General features: G+C 68.0%; 17 protein-coding genes and 2 pseudogenes. 8 read left to right on the top strand and 11 right to left on the bottom strand.

Going from position 1 to position 19863, the window contains the following annotated elements:
• Positions 1–106 precede the first annotated feature (106 nt).
• Positions 107–1139 (bottom strand): annotated as a pseudogene (locus tag ASF27_RS23090) (transposase); the annotation flags it as partial.
• Between the two features lie 424 nt (positions 1140–1563).
• On the opposite strand from ASF27_RS23090, the gene ASF27_RS10355 reads away from it, so the two are divergent.
• Positions 1564–2532, top strand: a complete 969-nt coding sequence (locus ASF27_RS10355) for a helix-turn-helix domain-containing protein (protein ID WP_056359835.1) — start codon at positions 1564–1566, stop codon at positions 2530–2532.
• Between the two features lie 33 nt (positions 2533–2565).
• Here ASF27_RS10355 and ASF27_RS10350 read toward each other — a convergent pair whose 3' ends face one another.
• A complete protein-coding gene (locus ASF27_RS10350) occupies positions 2566–3528 on the bottom strand; it encodes a helix-turn-helix domain-containing protein (RefSeq protein WP_056359832.1) in 963 nt (320 codons plus the stop codon).
• A gap of 829 nt (positions 3529–4357) precedes the next feature.
• Between ASF27_RS10350 and ASF27_RS10345 the strand changes: the two genes are divergently transcribed.
• Together ASF27_RS10345 and ASF27_RS10340 are read left to right on the top strand one after the other, a co-directional pair.
• Complete coding sequence (locus tag ASF27_RS10345) at positions 4358–5998, top strand: porin (RefSeq protein ID WP_244480972.1); 1641 nt, start codon at positions 4358–4360, stop codon at positions 5996–5998.
• Between the two features lie 254 nt (positions 5999–6252).
• Positions 6253–6513 carry a hypothetical protein gene (locus tag ASF27_RS10340; RefSeq protein ID WP_056264797.1) on the top strand — a complete coding sequence of 87 codons (261 nt, stop codon included), beginning with the start codon at positions 6253–6255 and terminating at the stop codon, positions 6511–6513.
• 126 nt (positions 6514–6639) lie between these two features.
• Here ASF27_RS10340 and ASF27_RS10335 read toward each other — a convergent pair whose 3' ends face one another.
• From ASF27_RS10335 to ASF27_RS10325, 3 genes are all read right to left on the bottom strand, one after another.
• Positions 6640–8259 carry an AMP-binding protein gene (locus tag ASF27_RS10335; RefSeq protein ID WP_056359826.1) on the bottom strand — a complete coding sequence of 540 codons (1620 nt, stop codon included), beginning with the start codon at positions 8257–8259 and terminating at the stop codon, positions 6640–6642.
• A gap of 8 nt (positions 8260–8267) precedes the next feature.
• A complete protein-coding gene (locus tag ASF27_RS10330; protein ID WP_056171021.1) occupies positions 8268–8858 on the bottom strand; it encodes a nitroreductase family protein in 591 nt (196 codons plus the stop codon).
• A gap of 122 nt (positions 8859–8980) precedes the next feature.
• The gene (locus ASF27_RS10325) at positions 8981–9220 is read right to left on the bottom strand and encodes a hypothetical protein (protein ID WP_056171051.1); all 240 of its coding nucleotides are present in this window, start codon (positions 9218–9220) and stop codon (positions 8981–8983) included.
• 384 nt (positions 9221–9604) lie between these two features.
• Between ASF27_RS10325 and ASF27_RS10320 the strand changes: the two genes are divergently transcribed.
• A complete protein-coding gene (locus ASF27_RS10320) occupies positions 9605–10441 on the top strand; it encodes a formate/nitrite transporter family protein (RefSeq protein WP_056171018.1) in 837 nt (278 codons plus the stop codon).
• 150 nt (positions 10442–10591) lie between these two features.
• Positions 10592–12325, top strand: a complete 1734-nt coding sequence (locus tag ASF27_RS10315; RefSeq protein ID WP_056359823.1) for a bifunctional protein-serine/threonine kinase/phosphatase — start codon at positions 10592–10594, stop codon at positions 12323–12325.
• 15 nt (positions 12326–12340) lie between these two features.
• Here ASF27_RS10315 and ASF27_RS10310 read toward each other — a convergent pair whose 3' ends face one another.
• Positions 12341–12568 carry a hypothetical protein gene (locus ASF27_RS10310; RefSeq protein WP_056171013.1) on the bottom strand — a complete coding sequence of 76 codons (228 nt, stop codon included), beginning with the start codon at positions 12566–12568 and terminating at the stop codon, positions 12341–12343.
• Between the two features lie 123 nt (positions 12569–12691).
• Between ASF27_RS10310 and ASF27_RS10305 the strand changes: the two genes are divergently transcribed.
• Together ASF27_RS10305 and ASF27_RS10300 are read left to right on the top strand one after the other, a co-directional pair.
• The gene (locus ASF27_RS10305; RefSeq protein ID WP_056359821.1) at positions 12692–12934 is read left to right on the top strand and encodes a hypothetical protein; all 243 of its coding nucleotides are present in this window, start codon (positions 12692–12694) and stop codon (positions 12932–12934) included.
• Positions 12935–12975: 41 nt separating this feature from the next.
• Positions 12976–13959, top strand: a complete 984-nt coding sequence (locus ASF27_RS10300) for an aliphatic sulfonate ABC transporter substrate-binding protein (protein ID WP_056359818.1) — start codon at positions 12976–12978, stop codon at positions 13957–13959.
• A gap of 10 nt (positions 13960–13969) precedes the next feature.
• Here the strand turns inward: ASF27_RS10300 and dinB are convergent, their stop codons facing one another.
• Positions 13970–15079 (bottom strand): DNA polymerase IV, encoded by a 1110-nt coding sequence (gene dinB, locus ASF27_RS10295; RefSeq protein ID WP_056359814.1) that lies wholly within the window; start codon positions 15077–15079, stop codon positions 13970–13972.
• A gap of 201 nt (positions 15080–15280) precedes the next feature.
• On the opposite strand from dinB, the pseudogene ASF27_RS23085 reads away from it, so the two are divergent.
• Positions 15281–15376 (top strand): annotated as a pseudogene (locus tag ASF27_RS23085) (IS1595 family transposase); the annotation flags it as partial.
• Positions 15377–15531: 155 nt separating this feature from the next.
• Here ASF27_RS23085 and ASF27_RS22185 read toward each other — a convergent pair.
• From ASF27_RS22185 to ASF27_RS10285, 4 genes are all read right to left on the bottom strand, one after another.
• Entirely contained in the window at positions 15532–16644 is a 1113-nt protein-coding gene (locus ASF27_RS22185; protein WP_156467497.1) for a hypothetical protein, read from the bottom strand.
• A gap of 4 nt (positions 16645–16648) precedes the next feature.
• Entirely contained in the window at positions 16649–17185 is a 537-nt protein-coding gene (locus ASF27_RS21530) for an ImmA/IrrE family metallo-endopeptidase (protein ID WP_156467496.1), read from the bottom strand.
• Between the two features lie 297 nt (positions 17186–17482).
• Entirely contained in the window at positions 17483–18535 is a 1053-nt protein-coding gene (locus tag ASF27_RS10290; RefSeq protein WP_056171004.1) for a zinc ribbon domain-containing protein, read from the bottom strand.
• Between the two features lie 47 nt (positions 18536–18582).
• Positions 18583–19845, bottom strand: a complete 1263-nt coding sequence (locus ASF27_RS10285; protein ID WP_056359812.1) for a DUF3829 domain-containing protein — start codon at positions 19843–19845, stop codon at positions 18583–18585.
• Between the last annotated feature and the right edge of the window lie 18 nt (positions 19846–19863).

Raw genomic sequence — 19863 nt, 5'->3', positions numbered from 1 at the left:
ATCCTGACCGCCCGCTCGCGGACCTCAGGGGAGAAGGGTGGGATATGCTTTGTCATGGCTCCAGTCTCTCAAGAGTTGGAGCCTCCGGAAATCCCGGGGCGGTTCAGAGCGCCATCTCGGTCGAGACGCGCGGCAGCGTCTTGGTCAGGAAGTGCGTGGCCCCCATTCGCGCTTTGAGCGCGCCGAAGGGATGCTCGACCGTCTCGCGCCGGACCCGCATGGCCAGCGGGTCGCCGTCCAAGCGGCGCTGCACCGTCTCCAGCACGTCCTCGTGCTCCCAGCGCGTCACCCGGCGCTCATTGCCATTCGTACAGTCCGTCTTCATCGGGCAGGCCGAGCAAGCATTCGTCCAGTGACGATGCAGCGTCAGACCCTTCTCCACCGTGGTGCAACGGTGGGCATGCCCGACCCGCGCCCGCTGGTTGCCATCGATCGCGCGTCGGGATCGGTCAGAGAGATCTGCCGGTCGGGCGCCGCCTTCACCTGCTCCTCCAGGCCGGCCAACCGCTTCATCTCCTGCCCGAGGCGGGCGATCTTCTCCTTCAGCCGCACCACCTTGGCGGCCAGTTCAGGTGTGGGATCCTGACGATCGGCCGTGTCGAGCTGCGAGAGGTAGCGCGACACGCTCTCCTCGATCTGCTGCGACGCCGGTCGAGCTTGCCTTGTGTGAAATTGCGGTCGCGGTTGTTGACCGCCTTGAACTTCGAGCCGTCGATCGCGACGCGCGTCCCCGTCAGAAGGCCCATCTCGCGGCACAAGGCGACGAAACGGGCACAGGCACGCCCGATGGCCGGTCCGTTCTGACGGCGGCACTCGGCAATGGTCTTGTGATCGGGCGACAGCTGACCCGTCAGCCACATGACCTCGACGTTGCGGCCCGCTTCGCGCTCCGGACGCCGGCTCGACGGGACCCGGTTGAGATAGCCGTAGACATAGAGCTTCAGGAGGGCTGCGGGATGGTAGCCCGGTCGTCCCGTCCGTGCCGCATCGACGCCCGCGAAGCCGAGCGCACCAAGACCCAGCGCATCCACGAAGGCATCGACCACGCGGACAGGGTTGTTCTCGGCGATCCAGTCTTCAAGACACGGCGGAAACAGCGTCGTCTGATCGCGCTCGGCACCGACAACAAACCGTCCCATGCCAGCCTCCGGTCGACCAGCAGAAAGCTACCATCATCGGCGTTTTGACACAGCCAGGGGCGAGAACCGACGGTTCGGTCCACGAGCGGATGGACCAACGCTGCCGGTGCGCGAGGTCGGACATACGGTCATCGTCCGGACGCGCGTGGACCAGCCTCCGTGCGCGCTCCTCTCGGCCGGGAGCCGCTCCGATCCCCGAGGGGCATCCCGATCCCGAAAAAGCCTGCCGATCCCGAAAAAGCCTGCCGATCTCGGAGGGACTCGACGGTGGGAGCGGATCCATCCGACCGCCGTCGTTCCATCGAATCGATCTCGTAGCTCAACAAGGCCGTCGCAGTCGGCGCACGAGCATCGACCGACCCGCGTTTTCCCGGCGCGGGACACGGGATAGTCTTGGATCGGAAAACGGCTGTGGAGCCCGGGCATGAAGCTCTTGGTCACGACGAAGAACGTCCCGCTCCATCGCAAATTCGACCTCTGGCGCGACGTTTCCTACGAGCGCCTGATCCCGAGCGAGGCCCGGAAGAGTGGGGACGGTCCGTTCGAGGGCACGCTCGAAGCGGCGGACATGGGGGGTGTCCTCATCACCCGATCGACGTTCGGAGCCCTGACGACGGACGTGACGCCGACGAACATCAGGCGGCACGGCAAGCAGCATACCCTCTCGGCGACGATACGCTTGTCCGGGACAGCGGCGAGCGCGCAGAACGACCGGTCCCTGATCCACAACCCGGGCGACATCGTCATCGTCGACCGATCGCAGCCGGTTCGCCTGGATTTCAAAGCGCCGACCCAGTCGCTCGTGGTCGAGATCAATCGCGATCGCATCGAGAACCTGCTCGGACCCGCGATCCTCTACAGCGCCCTCAGGATCGATGCCGGCTTGGCCAGCACGACCCTCGCGGTCAGCTTCTTCAAGCAATTGATCACCCTGCAACACACGCTCACGCCCGATACGGCGGCGCGGATGTCCTCCATCGGTGTCGATCTCCTGGTGGCCAGCATCGCCGAACGCATGGCCCTCGAAACGCCGAAGCCCCTCTACGGAACGGTCCTGGTTCAACGCGCGAAGGCGTATGTCGAGGCGCATCTCGGAGAGCAGACCTTGACGCCGGCGGAGTTGGCGCTGGCCATGGGCGTATCCCTCCGGCGACTCCAGGAGTTGTTTCACGAGCGCGGCCGCAACATCTCCGACTGGATCTGGCAACGCCGCCTGGAGGTGGCCGCGGCCCGCTTGAGCGATCCGGGCGGCCTTCCGGTGTCGATCGGGGCCATCGCCTACGGTTGCGGTTTTGCGGACCAGGCCCATTTCTCGCGTCGCTTCAAAGAGCGCTACGACCTGTCCCCGAGCGCGTACAGGCGCGCGGCGGCGCGACGGCAGCCCCCGTCCTAGTACGCGACGGGCCTTGCGGGCCGCGCCGGGGCCTCACGGGGTCGGGCCCCCCAGGGCGGCGGAGCGATACTCGCGCGGCGTCAGGCCGAAGCGGTCCTTGAAGCGACGGCTGAAATGGGCGGAATTGGAGAAACCGCAGCCATACGCGATCACCGCGATGGCGAGGTGGCCGCAGGCGGAATCGCTCAGGCGCTGTCCGGCGGCCCTGAGCCGGCGCTCCCAGATCCAGTCCGAGATGTGCTGCCCCTGCTTGTGGAACAGCTCCTGCAGCCGGCGCAGGGAGAGGCCCATCGCGGCGGCGAGCTGGCGGGGGTCGAGGGTCGGATCCGCGAGATTCTCCTCCACGTAGGCCTTGGCGCGCTGGATGATGACGGTGCCGTAGAGATCCTGCGGCAATTCCTGTGCGAGACGTTCGGCCAGGCTCGCCACGATGAGATCGACGCCGATCTTGGAGAGGCGACCGGCCGTCTCGGGGGCGAGATCGTCGGTCATCTCCGACAGGCCTTGGAAGAAATTCGCAGCCAGCAGGGCGCCCGGCGATGTCGGCCCGACCGGAAAAGCCGTGTAGACCTTCGTCGGGCCGAGAAAGTCTTCGAGGCGCTCCCGCGGCAACTCCAGGACGAGCGACCGATCCGTGTGGCTCGACAGGTGGACGTTGGGTCGCCCGCCGAGCACCATGATGTCGCCGGGCCCCTGCACCGCGTCGCGGCCATCCTGCGAACTCTTCGACCGGCCCGCGAGCTGGATCAGGACGAACACCGTCCCGGCGTCGTCCCGCCGTCGCAGCGTCGCCGGCGTCACCTCGGTCCGCAGCCCGCTCTCGGCGACCCGGGTGATCCGAATGTCCCCGACATCGGCGGTCTCGATCCGTCCCTGGAACGGCCGATCGTCGATCTGTTTCTGCTCGACCGGACCGATGCGGTCGAGGAGCATCTCCTGCCACAGCCGAAACCTCAGATGCGGCGCGATGGTTTCCGTCGTGAGCACCGTCCGCATCAACACGTCATTCCGGAAAATTCCCGAACACGGTGCTGAGAATCCTTCGCCGCGCGGACGATATCCAATCGAGCGGCCAGCCGACGATAGCACCGACCGCCCCCAAACCACTGGCGGACGCCCGGCCGATGATTGCGGCACGGACAAGACGTTCCTCCGGCCCACGACCGAAGGACACACGGATCGCTCGCCGCTATCGGACCGGATCTCGTTAAATCATCATCGCGGCGAAAGTTGCGCGTCATCGAACTTATGTATCATAAATTGAGTCCAGATTCATGCGGAAGCTGATCACTAGGGGATCGTGATCTTCCCCGCATCATAAAAATCGATCCGCACCTGCACAGGGGCGATCCTTCCCGGGCCGGAGACCGGAGAAGCAGCCCGCGAACCCGCCGGGAGGACCGGCCCCGGGCCGGCCCGAAGCCACGCACGCCCGCGCCGGGACAGCCGCGCGGCAGGTCTCCGATCGATCCGAGGCCGGTGGAGCCGAGGCCAGGCGACCCCGTACGCGACACCACCCCACAAGCACAGCCACACTGCGTCGAGGCTACAATAGTTCACGTCTCACGCATCGAATTAATCCCGCACGACAGAAGCGCGATCATAAGAAATATTCTTCCCCATTAAGCCGATTCTTTGCAAATCGATAGGGCATCGATCGGATTGATTTAGCCTCGCAACGCATCTAACTCCTTTGCCGTCGCATGGCCAGATCGTGGAATCGGCCTTCACGAGGCCGGGGCGCGCGACGATCCTATGACCCGTCTTGGATTGCAGACCGTCTTGGGTTGCAGACCGTCTTGGGTTGGACCGCACGGGACAGGGCATGACACGCGTACGAACGAGCCTGCTCGCGGGCGTGGTGGGGATGATCGGGGTCCCGGCGGCGGCGGCGGAGCGGCCGGGCCGGGAAACGGACGAGGGCAGGACGGGCACGGACGCGCATGTCCGGATCTGCCCGACCCCCGGGACGGGGTTCTTCGTCATTCCGGGCACGGACACCTGCCTGCGGGTCTCCGGCCGGGCGCGGTTCGAGTATGCCTTCCAGAACGCCTACAGCCGCAATTCGGCCGGCGACATCAGCGGCTACCAAGCCCGCGCCCGCATCAACTTCGACGCCCGGACCCAGACCGATTACGGGGCCCTGCGCGGCTTCACCCGCATCGATGTCGGGAGCCGGACCGGGTTCGCCACCATGCATGCCGGGGCGTTCAACCGGATCGGCAACGCGTTCCCGGCCACCGGCGTCGACACCGCCGGCCGGGTCCAGCAGCAGGTGGCCCTGGACAAGGCCTTCGTGCAGTTCTCCGGCCTCACCGCCGGGCGGGCCTCGTCGTTCTTCGACTTCTACGCCCACGATTTCGAGTTCATCGTCGCGTCCATGGGCTCGAACATCCCGTCGACCAACCTCGCGGCCTACACGGCGAAGCTCGGCCGGGGCTTCTCCACCACCCTGTCGGTGGAGGATCCGCATTTCCGCCAGACGGCGGTCTATTCGACCCAGAACGCCCGGCCCCTGGTGCCGGGCCTCGACGGCGGGTTCGCGCCCCGGGCCGTGTCGCCGGTCTTCGTCGGGGCGAACCCGGACGGCACGCCCACGGGCATCGGCTTCGTCGAGTCGGCCCAGCGCAGCCGCGTGCCCGACCTCGTCGGCGTGCTGCGCTACGACGACACCTGGGGAACGCTGCAGGGCTCCGCCGCCCTGCACGAGGTCAGCCCCGGCGTGCTCGCCCGCGACGCCTATCTCGGCACCCATCTGGGCGCGCCCGCCACCGCCCTCAACAGCCGCGACGCCGGCCGCGCGCCCTCGGCCTATGGCTGGGCCGTGCAGGGCGGCGTGAAGGTCAACCTGGCCGCACTCGCCCCCGGCGACACGGTCTATCTCCAGGCCGCCTACGGCGAGGGCACGGCCCTCTACACCGGCCTGCCGGCCTATGTCGGCCCCTACGCCCAATCGGCGACGGCGATCCAGGGCGCGCCGTTCACCCAGTTCCTCAACGACGCGGTGCTAAACCCGCTCACCAATCGCCTCGAACTCTCCACGAGCGTCTCGGTGACGGCGGCCCTGCTGCATTACTGGACGCCGTCCGTGCGCTCGGCGGCCTTCGGCTCCTACGGCACCATGACGTTCGCGCCGGGCGCGCGCGCCGCGCAAGGCCTCGCCTCGGGCGTGACCGGCACCGGGCCGGGCCTGCCCGGCACGCGGTTCTTCGCGCTGAACCAGGTGCTGCGGGATTCCTACCGCTTCGTCGTCGGCGCCAACCTGATCTGGTCCCCCGTCAAGGAATTCGATATCGGCGTCGAGGCGATCTACACCCGCTACGGCATGCAATCCGGGCGCGTCCTCGACCTCAGCCGGTTCCCGGCCCAGAACGCCGCCTTCGTCGACAACCCGGCCAACCCCGTCGCGACCATCTCCAGCGTCGACGCCGTCCAGGTCCGGGCCCGGGTGCAGCGGGACTTCTGATACTGTCTCCGGATGATCCATTCGGGGACAGTATCAGGCAGCCCGCGCGGCGCCTGAGCGAAGCCCAAATCCGCATTGCGAAGCGATCAACCGGATTTGGTATGAGGCGGGAGTTCCGGGGCGCGTCCCGCAGGCCAGTCTTGTCCATGTGCGGTCCAGCACACGCTGCCGGAACCGGGCACCCCTCTGCTTGTTGAGCAAGCACAATCGAGACGGACATCGGGTCTGTTCTTGACCGGGAGCCTGGAACTCAAATGAAGACGCGTCTTTCCGCCCTCGTCGCCGCCGTTGCTCTGGGTGCCGCCGCGATGTCGCCGGCGCTGGCCCATGACGGACAGTCGCGCTTCATGTCGTATTCGCCCTACGCACCCGAGACCACCGGCTCCCTGTACGTCGACGAGCGCGGCCCGACCTTCCTCGGCTGCCCCGTGAGCTCGGCCGCCGACGGCAACGCCAACCAGCAGACCCGCCCGGTGATGCAGTACGGCCAGACCGCGGGCGGCTCGTCCTGCTGAATGAACGGGTTGCCGTACGCGGACCCCGCTTGATCGCGCAAGAGCGATAGGACGAGAGCGATAGGACGAGAGCGCTAGGACCGGACGGCCGTGGGAGAACCCGCGGCCGTCTTCGCGTGGGCCGCCTTACGCTTCGTCGCGCAGCTGCCGGCGGATGATCTTGCCCGTGGTGGTCATCGGCAGGTGATCGCGGAATTCGAGCAGGCGCGGATACTCGTGGGCCGAGAGCCGGGTGCGGACGAAGGCCTGGATCTCGGTCGCCAGGGCCTCGGAGGGGGAAAAGCCTTCGCGCAGCACCACGTAGGCCTTCACGATCTCCGTGCGCAGGGGATCGGGCCGGCCCACCGCCGCCGCCATCGCCACGGCGGGGTGGCGGCTCAGGCAATCCTCGATCTCGGTCGGGCCGATGCGGTAGGCGGCGGACGTGATGAGGTCGTCCTCGCGCCCGACGAAGTGGACATAGCCGTCTGCATCCCGCCGCGCCGTGTCGCCGGTCAGCATCCAATCGCCGCGAAACTTGCTCGCCGTCGCCTCGGGCTGGTTCCAGTACCGCAGGAACATCACCGGGTCGGGCCGCGCGATGCAGATCTCGCCGGGCTCGTCGGCGTCGCACTCGGTGCCGTCGGGGCGCCGGATCGTCACCCGGTGGCCGGGCACGGGCCGCCCGGTGGAGCCGGGCCGCGCCACGCCGGCCGAGGGGCAGGCGGCGAGCACGAGGTTGCACTCGGTCTGGCCGTAGGCCTCGCCGATGGTGAGGCCGAGGGCGGCTTGCGCCCAAGCGTAGGTCTCGGGGCCCAGCGCCTCGCCGGCCGAGGCGATGTTGCGGAGCTTCGACAGGTCGAAGCGGCCGCGCGGGTCCGGCACCGTGCGCAGCATCTTCAGGGCGGTGGGCGGCAGGAACGCGGTGGTGACGGCGTGCTCGGCGATGAGCCGCAGCGCCGCCTCGGGCTCGAACCGCGCCGCCGGCTGCGCCACCACGGGCACGCCGAGGCGCAGGGCCGGCAGGGTGGCGTTGAGGAGGCCGCCGGCCCAGGCCCAGTCGGACGGCGTCCACAGGCGGTCGCCGGGGCGCGGCGGGAAGTCGTGCATCATCAGGAAGCCCGGCATGTGGCCGAGCAGCACCCGGTGGCCGTGGAGGGCGCCCTTGGCCTGCCCCGTGGTGCCGGAGGTGTAGATCATCAGGGCCGGATCGTCGGGCCCGGTGTCCACGGGGGTGAATGTCGCGTCCGATGCGTCGGCGAGCAGGTCGGCATAGGCGAGCGCCCCCTCGCCGGCGCCGTCGAGGCTGAGGACGAGGTCGAGGCCCGGCAATCCGGCGCGCAGGGGCGCGACCTTGGCGAGGCCCGCCGCGTCGGTGATCAGCGCCCGGGCGCCGGAATCGGCGAGGCGGTAGGCGAGCGCGTCGGGGCCGAACAGGCCAGCCAGCGGCAGCGCGATGGCGCCGAGCTTGTAGGCGGCGGCATGCGCCACCACCACGGCGGCCGATTGCGGCAGGAGCACCGCCACCCGGTCGCCCGGCCCGACGCCGCGTCGGCGCAGGGCCGCGGCGAGGCGGTCGGACTCCGCCTTCAGGGTGCCGAACGTGGTGGTGGCGACGCCCGCCGCCGTGACCGCCAGGATGGCGGGCCGGTCCGGCTCGCGCGTCCCCCAGACGTCGCAGACCTCCACGCCCATGTTGTACCGGGCGGGAATGTCCCAGGAAAAGCCCGCGACGAGGCCGGCATAGTCGGAGGCGGGCGCCAGCATGGCTGGGTTCAGAGCTTGTGGCCGGGGAAGCCGCCCGCATGGATGAAGTCGCCGATGGGGCGGCGCCCGTTCGGCACCTCCTTCTCGCGCTCCTCCTCGGTGAGGTCTTCGCGGGGCTTGGCGCGGCCGACCGCGTAGGCCGCCTCGACGTGGTTGCCCTCCGGCACGGCGAGCAGGGTCGCGGTGCGGGGCTTGTCGAACCCGCCCATGCCGTGGACGTGCCAGCCCTGGCGGATGGCCTGGAGCTGGAAGTTGGCCGAGGCCGCGCCGGTGTCCAGGGAATGGCTCGGCGTGGGCTTCAGGACATCGCCGACCTTCATGTGCGTGTTCGACACGAGGATGACCAGCGCCCCCGCATCCTTCGCCCATTTCTGGTTGCCCGGCACGAGAAGGTCGAGGAACGGCGCCCAATGGGGCGTGTCGCGCAGGGCATAGAGGAAGCGCCAAGGCTGGGAATTGTAGGAGGACGGCGCCCAGCGCGCGGCCTCGAACATCCGCAGCAATTCGGATTCCGGCACCGCCTCGCCGGTGAAGGCGCGCGGCGACCAGCGCTCGGTGAACAGGGGATCGATGGCATGGTCGGGCTGGCGCGGATTCACGGCAAAACTCCGGGGCGCGGGGAGCGCCGTTTCGCCTTTGCACCGGATGGGGGCCGGGTGCAAACCCCGGCCCCGTGGCCTTTGGTCCAAGGACTCCGCGGAGAGTCCGATCGAGGAGCGGCCTATTCGACGACCTTCGCGACGGGGCGGTCGTTGCCCTGCGCCGTCTCGTCGTGCCAGGCGCCCGCGCCGTCCTGATAGCGGATGCCTTCGGTCGAGCCCGGCACCTGCTGCTCGGCCGCCGCGGCCTGGGCCGCCTGGAGCGCCTCGTCGTGGCTCGGGAAGGTCTCGGAGAACACGTCGCCGACCTTGTAGGCGTAGCCGCCGTCGTGCTCGACGATGCGATAGGTGACGTCCGTCATGGGGTTGGTCCTCGTGTTGTCGGGGGCGAACCGATGCGGGCCGCGGGTGGTTCCCGGTCGGGCCTTTCCCGGCGGGTAGCCGGCGCTTCGGGTTTCGGTGAGGGCCTTCGCCGTCCGGGTGGCCGGATTCACACGGCGGATTCGCGAACTCCGTCGGAGTCACGGAGCCCAACCCCACCGGCGGAGCCGTCGAAGCTGCCCCATCGGAGCGTGTATTCAAAAGGCGCGAATCTTGCCTCGTCGAATTTCGACAGGCGTCGGGCGCGTCCCATGGACCGCCCGGTGCCCTCTGCGAGCCGCGCAACGACGCGTGGTGGCGGGCCGGATCGTTCGCGACGAATCCGGCGGCCCCGCAGGAGCCTCGAACTAGAAGAAGGACAAGCAATGGCCTATCTCGCGCCCGCGGAGTTCGTCACCAAGATGGTGGACGCCGGCGAATCCAAAGTCTTCATGTCGACCCGCGACACCGTGATCCGCGCCTACATGGCCGGGGCGATCCTGGCGCTGGCCGCCGTCTTCGCCGTCACCATCACCCAGCAGACCGGCATCCCCATCCTCGGCGCGGCCCTGTTCCCCGTCGGCTTCTGCATGCTCTACCTGCTCGGCTTCGACCTGCTCACGGGCGTGTTCGTGCTCGCGCCCCTGGCCCTGCTGGACCGCCGCCCGGGCGTCACTTGGCGCGGCGTGCTGCGCAACTGGGGCCTCGTGTTCGTCGGCAACTTCCTCGGTGCGCTCACCGTCGCCCTGATGATGGGCTTCGTGTTCACCTTCGGCTTCACCGCGCCGCCCGATCAGGTCGGCACCTTCATCGCGGGCATCGGCGAGCGCCGCACCGTCGGCTACGCCGCGCACGGCACGGGGGGCTGGTTCACGATCTTCATCCGCGGGATGCTGTGCAACTGGATGGTCTCGACGGGCGTCGTCGGCGCGATGATCTCGACCACGGTCAGCGGCAAGGTGATCGCCATGTGGATGCCGATCATGTTGTTCTTCTACATGACCTTCGAGCATTCCGTGGTGAACATGTTCCTGTTCCCGTTCGGCCTGCTCATGGGCGGCCACTTCTCGATCATGGACTACCTCGTCTGGAACGAGATCCCGACGGTCCTGGGCAACCTCGTCGGCGGCCTCGCCTTCACGGGCCTCACCCTCTACACCACCCACGTCCGCACCGCCCCGAAGCGGAACGTGGTCGGGATCGAGCGCCGCCACGCGGCCTGAGCGTGCCTCACAATACTCCCGGTCACGACCGGTTCTCACGCCGAGCCCTTCGGTGCAGCGGGCGTTTTGTGAGAGACACCGAATCCGGCACGACCGTCCGGGCCTCGCAGCGCGGGGCCCGGCCCACCGTTCCTCGATGATTCCCGGACGATGCCCCAGGACCTGACGCTCTCCCTCGGCCAGCACAGCGAACGCGGCCGCAAGGAGACCAACCAGGATTTCCACGGGGCCGCCCTCCCCGGGCGCCCCGCCCTCGCCCTCAAGGGCGCCGCCATCGCCATCGCGGACGGGATCGGCAGCAGCCCCGTCAGCCACATCGCCAGCGAGACGGCGGTCAAGAGCTTCCTGTCGGACTATTACGACACCCCCGAAACCTGGTCGGTGAAGACCTCGGCGCAGCGCGTCATCGCGGCCACCAATTCGTGGCTCCACGCCGAGACCCGGCGCAACCGCCACCTGCACGACCCCGAGGGCGGCCGGGATCGGGGCTACGTCACCACCTTCAGCGCCCTCGTGCTCCGGTCGCGCACGGCCCACATCTTCCACGTCGGCGATGCCCGCGTGTCGCGGGTGTCGGGGCGCTCCCTCGAAGACCTCACCGAGGACCACCGCGTGGTCCTGTCGGCCACCGAATCCTATCTCGGCCGGGCGCTGGGCGCCGCCGCCCACGTGGAGATCGACCATCGCCGGGTCGGCCTCGAGCGCGGCGACGTCTTCCTCCTGACCACCGACGGCGTGCACGAGCACGTGCGGCCCGAGGCCATGGCGGCGGAGGTGGCCCGGCACGGCGACGATCTCGACCGGGCCGCCCAAGCGATCGTCAGGCGTGCCTACGAGAACGGCAGCGGCGACAACCTCACCGTCCAGATCGTGCGCATCGACGCCCTGCCCGACGGCGCTCCGGCCGAGCATCTCGGCCGGAGCGCGGACCTGCCCCCGGCCCCGCTCCTCGACCCGCCGGCCCTGTTCGACGGCTACCAGGTGCTGCGTACTCTGCACGCGAGCCACCGCAGCCACGTCTACCTCGCCCTCGACGGGGAGACCGGCGCGCAGGTCGCCCTCAAGATGCCCTCGACGGACCTGCAGGGCGATCCCGCGGGTTTGCGCCGGATGGTGATGGAAGAGTGGATCGCCCGGCGCATCGACAGCCCGCACGTGCTGACGGCCCCCGTGCAGACCCGCCCCCGCAGCCACCTCTACACGGTGATGGACTACGTCGAAGGCCAGACACTGGCCCAATGGCTGCGGGACAACCCCGCGCCGGGCCTCGAAACCGTGCGCGGCCTCCTCGAGCAGATCGCCCGCGGGGTGCAGGCGTTCCACCGGCGCGAGATGGTGCACGGGGACCTGCGCCCCGCCAACATCCTCCTCGACGCGGCCGGCACCGTGCGCCTCATCGATTTCGGCTCGACGCGGGTCGCTGGCATCGCCGAGGATTCGGAAGCGGGCGAACCGGCCCTCGGCACGATCCAGTACACGGCGCCCGAGTGCCTCGCGGGCCACCCGGCGACGCCGGCCTCGGACCTGTTCTCCGTGGGCGTCATCGCCTACCAGATGCTCACCGGGCGCCTGCCCTACGGCGCCAAGGCGGCGCAGGCCGTCACGGAGGCGCGCGGGCGGCGGCTGAACTACGTCTCCGTCGCCGCCGCCCGCGCCGGGCTGCCGCCCTTCGTCGACGCCGCCCTGCGCAAGGCCGTGCATCCGAACCCGGCGCTGCGCTACGACGCCGCCTCGGCCTTCGTGGCGGACCTGCGTGCCCCGAACGCCGCCCTGCCGGGCCTGCGGCCGGCGGCCCTGCTGGAGCGCGACCCCGTCCTGTTCTGGAAGCTCGTCGCCCTGGCCCTGGCCGTCGCGGTGGTCTGGCTGCTGGCCCACCGGGCCTGAGCCCATCGCCGCCCCCTAATGCCGGGTGACGGCCGCCCAGGGGAGGTTCGGCACCGCCGCCTCGCAGCCGGCGATGAGGGAGGCGCGGACGTCGTCGGAATCGTAGCCGCGCCCGTGCGGGAAGGCGACGATCTGCGCCGTCGCCTCGCCGGCCCGGCGGATCCGGGCGATCCAGGCCTCGGCCTCGCGGGTGAAGCGGACCTCGTAGGTCACGCCGTCCTGCTCGAAGGTGTGGGGCTCCATGCGGCGTCTCCTGTCCCGGATCCTCGCTGTCGCGCGTGCGACGTCCCGCGGGGCCTCGCCCCATATGGGCGGCCGGGGTATGGGGTCCAAGCCGTCGTCGCCGTTCGCCCCCGAGGTCCGCCCATGCGCCTGTCCGCCTTTCGTGCCCTGATCCTCGCAGGGCTGGCCTGCGGCTCGGTGTGCGGACCCGCGAGTGGACCCGCCGGAGCGCAGGGCCGCGGGCACGCGCCGGCCCCCGACACCGTGCCGCCGAACCCGTTCGCGTCGAACTACCCCTCGCGGCCGCCCGAGGCGGCCCGGCCGCGCCCGCGCCGGGACCGGGGCGGCGAAGGCCTGCGCCCGCCGCGCGACATCCCGCTGCGCTGAGCCCCACCCTCCTCACCCCTTCCCCCCCTTGCGAGGCACCCATGCATCGTTCCCTGAAATCCGCCCTGCGGGCCGCCGTGATGACCGGGGCCGCCCTCCTCTCCCTCGGCATCGCCTCCCTCGGCCTCGGGCCCGCCGAGGCCGCCGACCGGACCCTGCGCATCGGCTACCAGCGCTCCTCGACCCTCATCGCCCTGCTGCGCCAGGATGCCGGCCTGGAGACCGCCCTCAAGCCGGCGGGCGTCACGGTGTCCTGGCACGAGTTCACCAGCGGCCTGCCGATCATGGAGGCCCTCAACGCCGGGCAGATCGACGTCTCGGCGGATGTCGCCGACACGGTGCCGCTCTTCGCCCAGGCGGCGGGGGCCAAGATCACCTACATCGCCCAGGAGGCGCCCTCGCCCGAGGCCCAGGCGATCCTGGTGCCGGGAGATTCGCCGCTCACATCCGTGGCCGACCTCAAGGGCCGGCGGGTCGCCGTGACCAAGGGCTCGGGCAGCCACTACCTGCTGCTGGCGGCGCTCGCCGAAGCCGGCCTCTCGTTCAAGGCCATCACCCCCGCCTACCTCACCCCCGCCGACGGCCGCGCGGCCCTGGCGAGCGGCGGCGTCGAGGCCTGGGTGGCGTGGGACCCGTTCCTGTCGGCGGCCCGCCAGCAATCGGGCGCGCGGGTCCTGCGCGACGGCGCCGGCCTGTCGCTCTACACGCGCTACTACCTCGCGGCCGACGATTATGTGGCCAAATCCGGCGACGTCCTCGGCATCCTGTTCGCCAAGCTCGCCGAGACCGGCACCTTCGTGAAGGCCGAGCCGGAGGCCGCCGCCGCCCGCCTGGCGCCCCTGTGGAAGATCGACGCCGACGTGATCGTGCGCGCCAACGCCCGCCGCAGCTACCGGGTCGAACCCGTCACCCGGGCGGCCCTGGGGGAGCAGCAAAAGATCGCCGACGCCTTCCGGGCCGAGGGCCTGCTGCCCCGCCCCGTCGACGCCTCCGCCCTCGCCACCTGGCAGCCGCCGGCCCGGTAGGCGGGGGGCCTCATACGGCGAGGCCGAGCTGGCGCGGGGCCTCGCCCGCGCCGGTGTCGAGGCCCGAGAGCGACACGCCGATCAGCCGCACGCTGCGGCGCAGGGGGAACACATCGCGCAGGAGCCCGAGGCTGACCTGCGCCATCGCCTCGCGGCTGGCGACCGGCGCGCCGAGGGAGCGCGCCCGGGTGATCTGTTCGAAATCCGAGAACTTCAGCTTCAGGGTCACGGTGCGGCCGGCGACGCCCTTGCCCGCGCAGGTGGTCCAGACCTTGTCGAGGAGCGGCTGAAGCCGCTCGGCCAGCACGTCGAACGCGGTGGTGTCCTCCGAAAACGTGGTCTCGGCCCCCACCGACTTGCGGATGCGGTGCGCCCGCACGGGGCGCTCGTCGATGCCCCGGGCGACGCCGTGGTAATACCCGCTCGCGCTGCCGAACACGGCCTGGAGTTCGGCGAGCGAGCGCGCCCGGAGGTCGCCGCCCGTGAGGATGCCGAGGCGCTTCATCTTGGCCTCCGTCACCGGGCCGACCCCGTGGAAGCGCCCGATGGGCAGGGCCTCGACGAAGGCCGGGCCCATGGCGGGGGTGATGACGAACAGGGCGTCGGGCTTGCGGTAGTCGGACGCGACCTTGGCCAGGAACTTGTTGTACGAGACCCCCGCCGAGGCGACGAGGCCGGTGCGGGCCAGGATCTCGGCCCGGATGGCCCGGGCGACCGCGGTCGCGGTGGGCAGCCCCCGGAGGTTCTCGGTCACGTCGAGATAGGCCTCGTCGAGGGAGACCGGCTCGATGATCGCCGTGTGCTCGGAGAACACCGCCTGGATCTCGGCCGACACCGCCTTGTAGACGTCGAAGCGCGGCTTGACGAAGACGAGGTCGGGGCAGAGCCGCCGGGCCGTCACCGAGGGCATCGCCGAGCGCACGCCGAACACCCGCGCCTCGTAGCTCGCCGCCGCGACGACGCCGCGCTCCCGCGACCCGCCCACCGCCAGGGGCCGCCCCCGCAGAGCCGGATCATCGCGCTGCTCCACGGAGGCGTAGAACGCATCCATGTCGATGTGGATGATCTTCCGGGTGAGCGCGGTGCTGGCGTCGGTCGTGGCTTCGGTCTCGCGCGACATCGGCCCTCGCGTCTCGGGCGCGGCGAACTGTTCGGTGTTTGTTCTCTTGTTGTGGATTGGGGGGCGGGGGTCAAGGGTGGGGGCCTTATCCGATGAATGATTCTGCTCAGCCTGATGCGGCTCGCCCCACCCTCGTGCCGACTAAGAAATCGAATTCTCATATCTCGCGGATAGCGCGGGTCCCCTCCCGCCTGCGCAGGCGCTGAGATAGACGTGCATCACCTCGTTGCCGCCCTCTACCTCGACGCCTACGCTGCTGAAATGGCTTGGCGCGAGAGCCATCTCCGAGTGAGCAGCAGGAAGCAATACACTCTCATCACGGGCGCCGTCCTCAACCGAGTCCCGTCCATAGCCTACCGCCTTATTCAGGCTCTTACAAAGCAGCAGTGCAAGGACGGATTAAAAGTTTTGGTGAGCACAAGGGTATACACATATAAACCTTCCGCAATATTCTAAGTCTGTCCTTTTGACCAGTATACCTCAACCAGCTTATCAATCGCCATATTTATCTCATCAATATTCGATGGCGTCTCTGGCGGCGCAGGCACAAATTGGCTTGGCTCCACAAATGCCTCAGCCTCTTCGTTTGATTGAGTGCGCTTGCCTTCTTCGATAATTCCAACTTCCCACGCGGCGGTTAGGTCTTTGTAGCACTGGGGAAGCTTTTCAATGTCAAATTTATCACGAGCCGAGGGAATGATGGGAATTTCTACTTTATGCTGGTGCATAAATTGATGTATATAGTTTCTGAGACTAATGGGTTCAGCAAAAGAGAGTCCAGAAACGGACCGTTCGAGCGAATCAAGCTCTCGTTTTTCAGGCGACCGTTCGGTTTGTACGGTGATTACTGGATACGGAGCCCCACCAATAACGCCCTTTAGTTGTTCCTTGCCCCTATACGTAAACTGATAATCGACTAAATCCATGTGCCTTAGCATGGTCAAGAGCCACGCTAAATCAATCGAAAGCCCCAGCTCATGGGCTTGTGCAAATTTTGATACTCTAAATCCTGTATCGATTTGCTTTCCCAGAAAATCGTACTCACTGGGATTTATGTCGGCATTTTTTTCGTCTTCCTCATTCAATTGGTCCCCAATGATGCCTTGTTTGGGGTCAAGAGAAAAACGGCTTGCAGATGTCACAGTTGCATTTGGCGCTGGAAAGGATGCTATCCAAGTGCAACCTTTCACATCTAATTCGGGTTCTTGTTCATTGATTAGACTACCATACTCCGAAAGAGCTTTGGTGAAAGATCGGACGCAGCAGGCAAGATGCTCAAGGCACACAATGCGAATGCAAAATATTATTTCATCCCCAACCGTCTTCCAAACCTTTGGCACTCTATCCGAAAAATTTTCGCTCCCATCATAAGTTGGCAAATAGTCTTTGTAGTGACCATTCATCAAATTGGGGAATTGGCGATAAAAGCTTTTTGTGCGGTTTAGCCAAACTGGATATGGCTCGCCAGGGTCACGTCTATCGCCATGCTTTGCTTTAAAAGCTGTCGACCCGACTAAATCCACGGACATAAACAAACGGACACGATACTCGGGGCATTCACCCATTTAACTAGATCCGTAGCGACTGAGCGCGTATCTCTGCTGCCTTAGGACTTACACCAAAATGCGCCGCCGTTAAGTCGCTAGACCGGTCCATAGACTGGTAAATGCGAGAGAATTCTTCCGAAGGCATTAGAAAGGCAGCAGCAAACCAATTAGCCTCCCATTCTGCGCGCTTCAGAGCCTCATTATCCTCTTTAACCCAACGAGTTGCAGTCATTACTACTCCTGCGCCCGCAGCGGCTACTATCGGGTAGTGCAAGAAAAGATGACCTAATTCGTGCGCAATCGTAAATCTATCGCGCACTACGGAGGTTACGCTAGGTAAAAATATAGTAAAATCATTCATCGAACGAACAACAATGGACTCGGGTAACTTGGTAGCAGTTACCTCGGCAGTTTTATACTCAATCCGCCCCCCCAGCCTTACAACAAGGGGCTCCATAGCATCGCCGGGCTTAAACTTAAGGCGTGCGGCCGCATTCTCGGCAATGGAGTGAACTTTCGCCTTTAGTAGGCGCGTCGGAATTGGATCCGCCGTTTTCACCGATCTCCCCTGAACACGAAACGAAACGTCACCCTAGCGCCTAAAGAACATATACGGAACATAAATTTTATCCACACTCCTTAACAGAGAGGACCTGTCGCCTGCGACAAGACGTCATGATGTGTCGCTGGGCACTTGTCCACACCGATCTCGGTCGAGAGCAGGCACCAAAGCCCTCACCTCCACGCTTTTGGGTGAGTTCGCTGCACAATACCGCATAAAGCCGCGAGGCTGGACCGAGACGGCCTCCCTCGCGGCCGGGTGATCCAAAGCAATCCCCCGCCTCCACCCCAAACATCACACCGGCGCCGGTCCAGGCGTACCCACCGTCCCACACGAATAACAGAACCGGTCGAAGGTGCTCTTGCGGTGGTCGCAGGCCGGGCAGCGTTCGAAGACGCCGATGCCGCAATGCGGGCAGAAATTGGCGGCCGGGTTGGCGAGGTCGATGGGCCGTTCGCAGCCGGGGCAGACCTTCTTGGCGAGGCGGAGTTGGGCCTGGTCGGTGGCGATCTCCGTGCGGCGCTCGGCGTCGGGGCGGGCTTCCGCCGCCTTCTGGCGCTCGTTGTAGGCGTGGAGCGCGTTGATCGCCGTGCGGCCGACGAGGAACGTCACGATCACCCCGACGCCGTAATGCACGTAGCCGCCGTAGCTCGGCAGGTAGGGCACCAGCTCCACGAAGAACGCGAAGGCGGCGGCGAGGGCGAAGCCCCAGACGTAGGGCCAGTTGCGGGTGTGGCGGCGGCGGGCGAGCAGCCATCCGGCGAGTGCCAGCAGGGGCAGGGTGAGGGCGAGGCGGTAGCCGAACACCCGCAGCTCCTGGCCGTGCTCGGCCGCGTCGAGCTTTGTTTGGGCCGCGCCCCGCAGCTCGGCCTCGACGGCGTCCTGCGCGGATTCGCGCTCGGAGAGGTCGAGGGCGGTGCGGTTCAGGGCCTCCAGGCGCTCCTCCACGGCGCGCTCGGCCGCCTTCAGGGCGTCGAGCCCCTCCGTGCGGGCGATGAGGGCCGGGTCCTGGTCGACGCGCCGGGTGGCGTCGCGGGTCTTCAGCCAGTTGGCGAAGGTCTCGCGGGCGGCCTCCGAGGCCGAGCGCGCGGCGTCGAGGGCGAGCTGCGCCTGCTCGGCCTGCCGCCGGGCGTCGTCCTGCGCGCGGCGGATCGCCTTGAGGGCGTCCGTCGAGGCTCGGGCCTGCTCCCGGTCGAGGAACTGTTCGAGGGTGAAGCGGTGCTCGACCTGCGGCAGGTCGCCGACCACGAGGGCGCCGAGGCCGATGAGGAACACCGCGAAGGCGAGGGCCACGAGCCACAGCACGAAATTGAACCACCGTTCGGACAAGCGACGACCGGAACGCATGGGGAGACCTCGCGGGTTTGGTGGGGGATGCGCGTCCGGCCGGGTTTCTAACCCGGCCGGACGCGCGCCTCGTTGCGGTGGCAGGATTCGAGGTCGCGGACCGAGCGGTTGTAGGTCTCGCCGAAGAGCTGGGCCGGCTGGCTCGGATCGCCCTTGGCGCGGATGTCGCGGGCGACGTCGCGGCCGTGCCCGATCACGCGGGCGACGGTGTCGGTGTAGCCGGTGCAGGACGAATTCGCCTTCGGGCTCAGGGCGTCGAGGGTCGCGCCGAGCTGCGCGTTGGCCGTCGACACCGCCGCGAGGGCGGCGAGGAAGGGCCCCACGTCGGCCTTCGGCCCCAGGGCCTCGAACCGCCGCACCGCCCGGCGCAGGGCGAGGCTGGTGGACAGGAGCCGGCGGGCGGGCGCGTCCTCGGGCAGCGCGGCGAGGCGCGCCTCGTCCCGGGCGATCTCGCGCTCGAACAGGGCGGTGCCGTAGGCGTCCATGGCCTTGGCGGCGGCCTCGACGCGGGGCACGAGGATCGGATGCTGCTCGCGGGCGAAGCGGTAGCCGTCCTCCTTGAACTCGCGGGTGGTCTGGTAGCGGGTCAGGGCCTTCAGGGTCGGGTTGAGGGCGCGCAGGGCGTCGCGCAGGCGCGCGGCCTCGGCGTCGATCTCCGGCACGGTCCCGGGCAGCGCGATCGCCGTGTCCAGTTCGTCCAGGACCCCGTCGAAATCGACGATGCCGAAATGGTACCAGGCGTTGGTGCCGAGCTTGGTCCCGAGCTTCAGGACCCGCTCGTTGTCGCGGCGGTAGTCCGCGAGCTGCCGCTCCAGGGGGTGGGAGCGGACGAGGTGGTTCTGCACCTCCGTGTAGGCATTGGCCTTGGCCAGGACTTGGGCCAGGACTTGAGCTTCAGGGTTCGGGGGCGCGGGCGCACGGGCCGGCGCCCGTCCGGAGGGCGGCGCGTTCGGGGTCTGCAGCAGGGCCTGCGCGGCCGGGGCCAGGGCCGGGAAGTCGCACCGGAACGCCTCGGTCAGGCTCCGGCGTACGGCCTCGTGGGCCTGGGCGCATTGATACGCCACCGTCGGGCGGGCGGACGCATCGCGCGCCACGGCACTCCGGAAGCTCTCCCGCAGGGTGTTGATGCCTTGGCGAATGCCGGGCCGGGCCGCCTCGGGCACGCCCGGGCTCGCGGCGCATCGCGCATACGCGTCGAGGAAGGCGTCGCAGCTCTCCACGCCCACGACGTCGACCGGCGTGATGGCCGCCGCAGGCCGGGCCGCGAAGCCGGCCAGGATCGCCAGCGCGCCCGCCACGGTTCGGGCCACGCGGCTACTTGTCCGTCC

This window comes from Methylobacterium sp. Leaf102 (genome assembly GCF_001422425.1).
GTDB lineage: Bacteria > Pseudomonadota > Alphaproteobacteria > Rhizobiales > Beijerinckiaceae > Methylobacterium.
Note: the sequence above shows the minus strand (reverse complement) of the source record. Positions and strands in the feature narration are given on the sequence as shown.